Genomic DNA, 9,925 nt, shown 5'->3' on the forward strand with positions numbered 1-9,925 from the left:
CTCTAATATAAGTATTAATATAAGCTCTAATATAAGTATTAATATAAGTATTAATATAAGTATTAATATAAGTATTAATATAAGTACTAATACAAGTGCTCAGAATAGTTAGCTTTATATAAAACCCTCGCTTAGTTTCATAACTCAGCGAGAGTTTTAAGTTTATAATTGGCCCTGAAATATTTGCATAAATACAGCTAAATCTGCCAAGCCCATCTATAGCTGTAATTAAGTATTATTTTTTGATGATAGTTGTTGACAGGCCAAAAAAACTGCGTATAATATGCCAACATCATCTAGCGATAGTTAGTTGATAGATTAGCGGGAATAGCTCAGTGGTAGAGCATAACCTTGCCAAGGTTGGGGTCGAGAGTTCGAATCTCTTTTCCCGCTCCAAATATGGCTTATGTATCCATTAGATGCAAAGCGGAAAGTCCCACTTCTTATTATAAGAAGTGGGACTTTTTTTATGCTTATTTTTTGGGGTTGTAATGGTTTTTATAGTTCGTTAACCAGTCTTATCATTAATTCTAATTAGTATGTTAGAAAACCGAAATTAGCTATGCTGAAGGCGCTATAGAGATGAATTCAGCAGCTTCACACTTTTAACTACTTATCGACGGTAATAAAAAACTCATCTGTCTTGGCAATTTATAAACCCCACCCTTTTGAAGTCTAATTTTTTCGCTTTTTCTTCGCTATAAAATTATTTACCATGACGTCTGTTATGGGAATAATGGCAGCGTCAAATCAAGCGCTAACCGACACAAACAGGCTCAAAGATGTGATTCATCATAGCGATTACGGCATCATTGACTATACGGATAAAATGGCTGATTGTGAAGTGATTGCTTGCGTTGGCACAATCGGCAATTCATACGATAATGCCTTGGCTGAAACTGTCAACAGGCTATATAAGTCTAAGGTAATTGCGTACCTAAAAGATCAGTAGCATAGGGCGAACGATGTTGACCTAGCTGCCTTTGAATGGGTAGAATAGTTCAATAAATCCCGACTGCATAATGCTATTGGTTATGTCTCAGCTTTTCATTTTGAAAAGCGGTATTATGTTAATTTAACCCTGTCAAGCAATGCTGCCTGACTCAAGCAAACCAGTCTTTTATATAGTCGGGGCAGTTTATTGCAAAAGATCTCACCTGCGCGGCTTAGCTGTAGCCTCACACGATCTTCAGCCCGCTAGATAAATCCCCTTACGGAGTTCGAACATGATCCTAAAACTTAACGTCAAACTCCATTATCGACTCTCCGAGCCGATGGACCTTTTGCTTCAGATCGAAGCCGCCGATCTTGCAGACCAGCGGGTGAGTTCAGCCGAGATTTGGACATCAGACGTTGCGCATTTTTCACGGGTCGCCGCCGATGATGGCATAGGAGAGCGAGTTTGGATCCGCGCCGAAGGGGATTTTAGCTGCACTTATATCGCAGAAATTGACGTTGACCGTCCTGCCTTGGATATATCGACGCTGCCTCAAGCGCCCCTCCATCTTTTGCCCGGAGAGGCAATCAAGCATTTGATGCCGTCTCGCTATTGCCCGTCAGACCAGTTCCAGGCCTTCGTGGACGCAGAGTTTGGCGATCTCACAGGTGGCGCAAGGATTGCCGCAATGCGTGATTGGATCGAGTCGACGTTTAGCTACGTGCCCGGATCGAGCAACGCACAAACTACCGCGCTTGACACCTTCGTTCAACGTCAGGGCGTCTGCCGCGACTTCGCGCATGTTCTCGTGACACTAGCGCGCGCATCGTCGATACCGGCCAGATTCGCCAGCGTTTATGCGCCCGATGTGACGCCACAGGACTTCCATGCCGTGGCAGAGGTCTATCTTGCAGGCAGCTGGCACCTCATTGATCCGACTGGCATGGCAGATGCCAACACCATGGCCCGCATCGGTGTTGGATCCGACGCATCCAGTGTCGCGTTCTTAACCGCGTTTGGATCTATAGAATTGGTCAATCAATCGGTATCCGTGACCAGACAAGCTTAAGTTGTCTGGCTTTTTAGTAGGCGGCATTTGTCTTAAGTACCGTCTGAACTTAGTGGGCTACTACATAGAGAAAATTTCAGAAAAACTCACCATCTTAGTAGGTTTTGCCCAAAACTCTAATCAGAAATAATTGTCACATTATTTGGATATTAGTTTCTGCTCATAGTTGCAGCTGCCTTCACGGGCAAAACTATCTTTGCCTTCAAGCTTGAAGCTTTTTGCATCAAAAGACCATGCGCGAACCTCACATTCCTCAGAGGTGTCACCCATATGAACCACCTGTATTAAATTGCTATCAAGCTTAAATTCAATCGCCAACTCTGGGGTTGATTCTGCACCAAACGGCGGCTCAAAGACTTTGCCAGTGCGAGTCTCAGTAATATAGCTCATAACACAAGAAGTACCGCAGCCAAAAGTAATGAAAGAATAATGCCCATTAAAATTAGCCTCTTCTGCTAAGTCCTCGCGTATACGAGTGCAGAATATGCGTGCCGATTTATCACGTCCCTCAAAATCAGGCATAGCAATAGGATGAGCGGAGGTTTTAAGATTTGAATTCTTTGAGTTTAATATAGCAAAGGCATTAAAACTGGGCACGTCAGCAATCAATAGGCTTGGCGCCTAGTTAAGACTTTCACTCTCCGCACAAGATTGGTTGCAATGCTAAAAAATTATAGATATTAAGTTTAATCTTACTAAGTATAGTTATATCTCAAAATTGAAAAACCTGATCGATCTCGTAGCACAAACGTAAAGCGCTAAAGGCGGCTAGACTTGAAGTTTTAGGGTTTTCGGCTAACGGTAAGCCAGTCATGATAATCTCAAGTTTACCGAACTCTCCTTCGGCAGTTATATGATGGATATTATGTTCGAGCAGTGGATCAACCATCAACTCTACTTGTGTATCGTCTAGTCCAACACCTGCCAGCGCTATAGTTGCAGCGACATTAGAGTTAGCTGGAAATAGAGCCGCAGCCTCCCTAGCATTTCCTGTAAAAAATACTGAAGGTTGCTTTAAATTTTCATAGTCAATCAGCTCATCGGCATAACTACCCTTCCAGCTGTCTGGGTTCTTTCTACCTTGATAAACCACCTTATCTAATCCTGCCAAACTTGCAGCATTAATCCCATCAATACCGGCTATGGCACCGGCTAGAATATGGATTTTTACGCCACTTTTTTTAGCAGTATCATGCAACGATGTCACAAATTTTTCATCAGTAAAGGCTCCTACAGAAACTATCCCAAGAGGAATACCTTTGTCTATAATTTGCATGGCATGTTGTTTGAGTCCACTCTGCCCTGCCATCTCAACCGCTAAATCAGGGACCGCTAATAAATCGCTTACCGAAGTAATCACTGCGATAGACTCTCCTACCTCGGCCCTAATCTCCTTAGCACTTCTAGGACTGGCTAATATTGTCGAGAGTATAATGTTCTCAGGTAGCATCTGATGTACTTTCCTAGCCATTGAGCCATAACCTATAAACATGACGTTTTTCATAAACTATCCTTATATATTTTTTTACTGTGTTTTTTAATTATTATACTTATCCATTTATCAACATAAAAAGATTGATCCGGTACCTCAAAAAACTGCCGATCAACAGCTTTTGCGTTTACAGTATCCTTTTCAGTAAGACTTGCGGCTATTTCTTCTAGCTAAGTCTATCACTTATCTCTAGTGTCCTCTGCGCAGCAGTATTCACTAATACTCACCAGCAACCTGACTATTGTCAGTAATAAAGGCTGTTTTTGACTTATAAGATATATCCTATTCAGTAATTTTTATTACCATTAATAATATACCTATTGCTTAATGGTTGTTTATTTGTCAATATTTCCTATAAATCTACTTAATACTATAGTTATCACTAGACTTATAATAAATTTTATAGGTAATTAATATTACCTTAAATCAAAAAAATAATATTGTACTGTCGATATTTATCTAATTTATATAAGATTTATTAATAATTATAAAATACTATTTATCACCTCAAATTTATTATTTTTCAATACAGTACTCTTAGAAATACTAGTCTTAATAGCTATTAGCTTTTTATCAAGGATGATATCGATGCTTACCTTTACCTTCAAGCAAAAACACCAAGTAAAGGTCAATATTTATAAGCCAATAGCTGCTGTAGATCGAAAAATGACGCTAGTGTTTATGACTGCCACTGGTGTGCCTTTAAGAAAATACGCTAAGCTGTTTGAGAACTTAGTGGCTAAAGGTTATACCCTGATTGGCGCTGATTACCCTTGCTGCGGCGAGAATACTCCTCATGTCGATCGTAGTGTTGATTATAACTATCAAGACCTTATGGACAATTTTATTCCAAAGCTAGTGGGATTTTCTGAGCACGATTCGACTTACCTTTTTGGCCATAGCTTAGGAGGCCAGATGGCGGCTATCTATAGTGCATTAACGGATATGCCTATGATCGGGGTTGCTACTGGCAATATCCATTTCAAAAACTGGTTTGGCTGGGAGCGTATAAAGATCTTGCGGGTATTGGCGATATTTAAACCTTTAACCTTGGCTTACGGTTACTTCCCTGGTTATAAAGTAGGCTTCGGCAATAAAGAGGCCAAAGGACTAATGGACGATTGGTGCTATTTGCTAAAAACGGGACGCTTCGATTTTATAAAAGGTGACCTTACGACGGGTAAAGGACGTGGATTTTTTATTCACATTGAAGGCGATAGATACTCGCCTTATGCTTCTGTCAAGCACCTCACTAAGCTTTGTACTGAGTCGACACTGATTTCAGTCGAACTGCCCAAGCACCTAAAAGGCAACCCTCATGGCATATGGATAAAAGACCCTGAGTTCATTACCAAGCGTATCGATCAACAAATAGTCAACGGTCATTGACAGCAGAAATTAGCAGCAAAAGCTAATGAAGGGCTTATTAAAAAATTGGCGTATCTTGCAAAAGTCGTATTTTATTGAAAAATTATAGTATTTGTCAGCTGGTTGTTATCTAAGGTCTCCGAAATAGTCGGATTAATTCAGTTACTGCATGGACGATGGTATTACTATGAATAACCAACGCAATACTAGGACTATTATCATTATTGCCTTGCTGTTATTGGCACTCCTTGCGGCGCTAATTTGGTGGTTAAAACCCAAGTCAGTATCTACGTCAGCTGCTGATAATACGCTGGCTACTAGTGCTTCGGCGACTGTAACCAATAGCGGTCTTGCTGCTACGGCTAATACCCCCTCAACAGATAACACTCTATCGGCTAACTTTAGCACTGGGCTTGAGTCTATGCCACGCTCTTTGCAAGGTACTGATATTGATGGTGAGATTATCATCGATGACAACAATCAACTAGTTGTCACAGAAGGCTTACGACGCTTATTCGACTATTTTCTCTCCGCTATGGGCGAGGAAAATGAAGCCACTATTATTGCTAGAGTAGAAGCTTATATCCTCCACCATACGCCTGAGCCTGCAGCCAGTTCAGCCATTAAAATATTTCATCAATATATGAGTTATCTACAAGCTCTCGATGATCTACAAGGCAGTTATGGAACGCTGCAATTACAGGCTACGCAAGCAGGTAAATTAGATTTGAATTTGATCGCTCAGCGCCGTCAAGATGTTAATCGCTTACGCCAGCAGTCATTTGATGCTGCCACTATTAAAGCATTCTTTAGTGGCGAAGATACTTATGAGGACTATAGCGTCGCTATGGTAGGTATTGAGCAAGACAATAACTTAAATGCTGCCCAAAAACAGGCCAGTCGTGAGGATTATATTAGTCGTTTGCCAGAGGGAGAAATTAAGAAAAACTTTCAAAAACAAGCTAACTTTGGCGAGCTTACCCAGCGTACTGCTCAGATGAAAGCTCAAGGCGCTACTAAAGAGGCGTTATTCGATATGCGTCGTGGCTTAGTTGGCGAAGCGGCCGCTTCTCGTTTGGCTGGACTAGACGTAGAGGAAGCTAATTTTGACGCTAGATTTAATCAGTATCAAGCCCAACGACAACTGCTGATCAACAATGCTGGTAGTGCAGGCAAAGCCCAAGCACAGATAGATGAGCTTGAACGTAATCAATTCAATGATACTGAGCGCAAGAGACTAACTGGCTACGCTGAAATACAACGAATGGCTCAAAATGACGCTAACTGAAGCAGACCGCGACTTTAGCTTTAATAATAGCTTTTGATTTCTAGTGCTTATTAGCCCTAACTATAGAGAATCTAACCAAAATTTTAAACTTTAACTAAACAGTTCGACCAGTGCTATTAGCTAGATTGTTTAGTACTTGAGTACAATACTGTACAAAATAATCGATAATACTATCGATATTATTCATTAACAAGGAAGTTATATGAAAAATCTCCATACTTGCTTTCGACTGTTGTCAACTGGTGCCGCTATAACGACTATCAGTATGCTAGCAATGACTTCAACGACTGCTAGCGCGGGCAACTATTATAATTGCGCCGATTCAACAGGCTGTGCCAAAGTTCAGCGTACTTTTAATTTTACTAACTATAATGCGACGAAATATCCTATTGTCATGGCGCACGGGTTTTTGGGTTGGAATAGACTATTCAATACTTTAGATTATTTCAATGGTATTCCTCAAACGCTCAGCATGAACGGTGCTGATGTTTTTACTACTAAGACCTCAACGGTTAACTCTATTGAAGTTCGCGGCGAGCAGCTACTTAGTCAAATCAGAACTATTAAAGCCATCACTGGTAGTGACAAAGTGAATCTTGTCGGACATAGCCAAGGTGGACTTGACTCTCGTTATGTAGCTTCTATTGATCCGCAAGCGGTAGCTTCTATTACTACGGTCGCCTCTCCACATACTGGTGTAGGAGTTGCTGATAAAGTCAATACTTGGCTTAAGGCAAGAGAAAAAGCTAATGGGGTACCTGAAGGCCAAGATGGTATCGAGGCCAAAGTACTTTATAACTTGTTTGAAATTGCTGGTTTAGGTGTTGGTGCCGCATCCGGTATCCCTCTAAACAAGCCTCAAGAACAGAGCGCTAAGGGTTTTCTAAACTCAGTATCAGAAGAAGCCTTTGTCGCCTTTAACAAAGCTCATCCAGGACCTATACCGAGTAGTTATTGTGGTAATACACCTGCCAACAATGTCATGAATGGCGTAGCTTACTACTCCTTTAGTGGTGTAGGACAGTCTACTAACCTCTTTGATGCCTCAGACGCTATCTTAAATGTTACCGGCTCCCTTTACGATAAAAGTGATCTCAACGATGGTTTAGTGACTAAATGCTCTAGTCGTATTGGTCAAGTTATTCGTGATGACTATCACATGAATCACTTAGACAGTATCAATCAGCTATTAGGCTTGGTCTCATGGCGTGAAACTAACCCTCTAACCGTCTATCGTCAGCAAATGAACCGAGTAAAAAACGACGGCTACTAAGACTTAGTACCGATAGCCACTACGGCATCGGCTACTCATACGCCTAAGGTATGAGGTAATAATGACTGACTCAAAATCTTGTCATACACCGATATAGTTTGTATTTACTAGCATTGCTTTAATCGAATAATCTGCTCTAAATGACAGATTATTTTGCCTTTACTGATCGATAAGTAATGGTTTACTGCTGGTAGCCAGCCTATTTCAAACTATAAGGATGTAAGATGAAAACTATCACTTCTAAAATTAGCTTAGCCTCTATTAGTTCGATAAGTATCGCTCTTAGTGCTATAGCGCTTACCTCAACTACTGCCAATGCTGGTACTTATTATAACTGTGCAACGCCAACAGGGTGCAGTGAAGTTGAGAGCAAAAATGCTAGATCCAATTATAATGACACTCAATATCCTATTGTTATGGCTCATGGATTCTTTGGTTGGAGTCGTCTTATTGGTAGCCTAGATTACTTCAATGGGGTGCCACAAACACTAATGAGGAACGGGACTGAAAATGTATTCGCCACTAAAACCTCTTCGGTCAATTCTGCTGAAGTGCGCGGTGAGCAGTTATTAAGCCAAGTCAATACTATCAAAGCGATAACCGGTGCTCAAAAAGTCAATCTTATTGGTCATAGCCAAGGAGGCCTAGATAGCCGTTATGTAGCTACGGTAGCGCCGGAAAAAATAGCTTCGGTAACCTCAGTATCAAGCCCACATAAAGGCTCTAAAACCACTGATTTCGTTATAAAAGTATTAGAAAATGATCAAACCCCAAATAAGTTTGGCTCTAAAGTGTTGATCGCCAGCTTCGAGGCCGTCGGACTGTCTTTGGATGCACTATCTGGTGTACCCTTAAATCAGCTACAACAGCAAAACGCTTTAAACGTTACTAATAGCACCTCTAGCGAAAATGTTGCTATCTTTAATGCAAAGTATCCAGCAGCACTCCCCACTACTTACTGTGGTCAGCCTCCAAGCAATAATATTGTTAACGGTGTTGGCTATTATTCTTGGACGGGTAATACGCCTTTAACCAACCCTTTAGATACTAGTGACTATACCTTATCGTTAACTGGTCTAACTTTTGAAGGGGAAGCTAATGATGGCTTAGTCGGTGTTTGCTCGAGTCGTTTGGGTTATGTTATTCGTGATAATTACCGTATGAATCACTTAGACACTATCAATCAGCTTTTAGGTATTACTTCGTGGCTCGAGACTAACCCACTAACTGTATATAGTACGCAAGTGAATCGTCTTAAGAATCAAGGATATTAGAGCCATTAATCAGCCTTATGGCTGTTTGCTTATGTCTTGGTATTAAGGCCTTAACACAATAAGTATCAACGCTATTTTTATCCCTGTTAGACAACCCGCCACTCACAGATGAGCGGGTTTATTTTTGTCTTGGATGCTAAGATTAGTTGGTCATAAAAAAGCTGCTATACCTCATTTATATCTAGGTAATAGCAGCTTTTTTATAAACACTAGGCGGATGACTAATTACTAATAACAGTTTTTGTTAATAATAAATAATAAATAATAAAAGAATGGCTTAGTGTCTAAGCCATTCTCCTAACTGTATTGAACCCTATCAAGATAAGTTAAATCTAAGCTATCTCTATGGAATTACTTAGAAGCATAAGACAGTTTCATACCGAATATATAAGCATCATTGTCCTCAAAGGTACCAAGCTTTTTACCACTGGCGGCCAATACACCCTCTGCATCGCCTAACATTAAGTACTTAGCGCCAGCAGATACTGCCCATTCCGGCGTAAAGTTATATTTAGCGCCAACTCCCACACTATAATAGCCTTCAGTAGGTCCTAGTGGCGATACTGGATTGCCAGCACCACTGTCCCAACCAACAGTACCTGATACCGCTAGCGCTGGGCTTAAACGTTTAGCAAGACCAAGTTCTAATTGATAAGCATCATCGCCATATTCTAAAAGATTAGCGTTGTCTATAACGACCTGACCTGCTTGAGTGTTAGTAGCAGAGACTACGTTAGTCTTTAACAGTGGAGGAGTAATTTTAAAGTCACTCCAAGGTACCCAACGTGCTTTTGCAGTCAGCAACGTGGTTTTATTAACACCCGTTTGAAAATCGATGTTGACTGATTTAGGAGTGGTTAGCTCGGATTCTTCAGTTTGTACAGAATCGAGTCGTAGTGACGGTGGCAAATTAGGATTCAGGTTATAACGGTTTATGAAAGGCATATTTTCAGCATAATTGGCATCATGTTCAATTTCTGAACGATACGTAATAGCCGCTTTTAGACCAATTTCTGGTTTTACATAAGCCAAGCCCGCCATATAGCCATAAGCGTCATTTTTTGCGATATTTAAACTATAACCATTCAAAATAGATAAGACCTCTTGCAAAAGTAGCAGAGAATTTTATAATAACTCATACAATCACAATTGGTTAGGACCATGCCAAACATAGACAAGCTACTTAAACAAAGTGATGCTGGTTTTAAACGTTACACAGGCATT

The 9,925-nt window shown here is 40.7% G+C and carries 9 protein-coding genes and 1 tRNA gene; 7 read left to right on the top strand and 3 right to left on the bottom strand.

The window, feature by feature from the left end; translation table 11 throughout:
• Nucleotides 1-321: 321 nt before the first annotated feature.
• The 3 genes from JMY09_RS13895 (at nt 322) to JMY09_RS13905 (ending at nt 2,006) form a co-directional block, all read left to right on the top strand.
• Nucleotides 322-396 (top strand) — tRNA-Gly (locus JMY09_RS13895).
• A 340-nt stretch (nt 397-736) separates the two neighbouring features.
• Nucleotides 737-952 carry a hypothetical protein gene (locus tag JMY09_RS13900; RefSeq protein WP_201624504.1) on the top strand — a complete coding sequence of 72 codons (216 nt, stop codon included), beginning with the start codon at nt 737-739 and terminating at the stop codon, nt 950-952.
• 274 nt (nt 953-1,226) lie between these two features.
• Nucleotides 1,227-2,006, top strand: a complete 780-nt coding sequence (locus JMY09_RS13905; protein ID WP_201624506.1) for a transglutaminase-like domain-containing protein — start codon at nt 1,227-1,229, stop codon at nt 2,004-2,006.
• Between the two features lie 138 nt (nt 2,007-2,144).
• On the opposite strand, the gene JMY09_RS13910 is transcribed toward JMY09_RS13905, so the two are convergent.
• Nucleotides 2,145-2,603 (bottom strand): hypothetical protein, encoded by a 459-nt coding sequence (locus JMY09_RS13910; RefSeq protein ID WP_201624508.1) that lies wholly within the window; start codon nt 2,601-2,603, stop codon nt 2,145-2,147.
• A gap of 115 nt (nt 2,604-2,718) precedes the next feature.
• Nucleotides 2,719-3,510: an aspartate dehydrogenase gene (locus JMY09_RS13915; RefSeq protein WP_201624510.1), complete on the bottom strand. Its 792-nt coding sequence runs from the start codon at nt 3,508-3,510 to the stop codon at nt 2,719-2,721.
• A gap of 576 nt (nt 3,511-4,086) precedes the next feature.
• On the opposite strand from JMY09_RS13915, the gene JMY09_RS13920 reads away from it, so the two are divergent.
• The 4 genes from JMY09_RS13920 (at nt 4,087) to JMY09_RS13935 (ending at nt 8,701) form a co-directional block, all read left to right on the top strand.
• Nucleotides 4,087-4,887: an alpha/beta fold hydrolase gene (locus JMY09_RS13920; RefSeq protein WP_201624512.1), complete on the top strand. Its 801-nt coding sequence runs from the start codon at nt 4,087-4,089 to the stop codon at nt 4,885-4,887.
• A 166-nt stretch (nt 4,888-5,053) separates the two neighbouring features.
• Nucleotides 5,054-6,154: a lipase secretion chaperone gene (locus JMY09_RS13925; RefSeq protein WP_201624514.1), complete on the top strand. Its 1,101-nt coding sequence runs from the start codon at nt 5,054-5,056 to the stop codon at nt 6,152-6,154.
• Between the two features lie 202 nt (nt 6,155-6,356).
• Entirely contained in the window at nt 6,357-7,427 is a 1,071-nt protein-coding gene (locus JMY09_RS13930) for an esterase/lipase family protein (RefSeq protein ID WP_201624516.1), read from the top strand.
• Between the two features lie 224 nt (nt 7,428-7,651).
• Nucleotides 7,652-8,701 (top strand): esterase/lipase family protein, encoded by a 1,050-nt coding sequence (locus JMY09_RS13935; protein WP_201624518.1) that lies wholly within the window; start codon nt 7,652-7,654, stop codon nt 8,699-8,701.
• A 351-nt stretch (nt 8,702-9,052) separates the two neighbouring features.
• Here JMY09_RS13935 and JMY09_RS13940 read toward each other — a convergent pair whose 3' ends face one another.
• The gene (locus JMY09_RS13940; RefSeq protein ID WP_227677368.1) at nt 9,053-9,790 is read right to left on the bottom strand and encodes an outer membrane protein transport protein; all 738 of its coding nucleotides are present in this window, start codon (nt 9,788-9,790) and stop codon (nt 9,053-9,055) included.
• Nucleotides 9,791-9,925: the final 135 nt, after the last annotated feature.

It is taken from the genome of Psychrobacter urativorans (genome assembly GCF_904846695.1).
Lineage (GTDB): Bacteria > Pseudomonadota > Gammaproteobacteria > Pseudomonadales > Moraxellaceae > Psychrobacter > Psychrobacter urativorans.

Excerpts from the sequence above, each read along its gene's own strand:
- JMY09_RS13900 (WP_201624504.1), top strand. The coding sequence starts at position 737 with ATGGCAGCGTCAAATCAAGCGCTAACCGACACAAACAGGCTCAAAGAT.
- JMY09_RS13905 (WP_201624506.1), top strand. The coding sequence starts at position 1,227 with ATGATCCTAAAACTTAACGTCAAACTCCATTATCGACTCTCCGAGCCG.
- JMY09_RS13915 (WP_201624510.1), bottom strand. The coding sequence starts at position 3,510 with ATGAAAAACGTCATGTTTATAGGTTATGGCTCAATGGCTAGGAAAGTA.
- JMY09_RS13920 (WP_201624512.1), top strand. The coding sequence starts at position 4,087 with ATGCTTACCTTTACCTTCAAGCAAAAACACCAAGTAAAGGTCAATATT.
- JMY09_RS13925 (WP_201624514.1), top strand. The coding sequence starts at position 5,054 with ATGAATAACCAACGCAATACTAGGACTATTATCATTATTGCCTTGCTG.
- JMY09_RS13930 (WP_201624516.1), top strand. The coding sequence starts at position 6,357 with ATGAAAAATCTCCATACTTGCTTTCGACTGTTGTCAACTGGTGCCGCT.
- JMY09_RS13935 (WP_201624518.1), top strand. The coding sequence starts at position 7,652 with ATGAAAACTATCACTTCTAAAATTAGCTTAGCCTCTATTAGTTCGATA.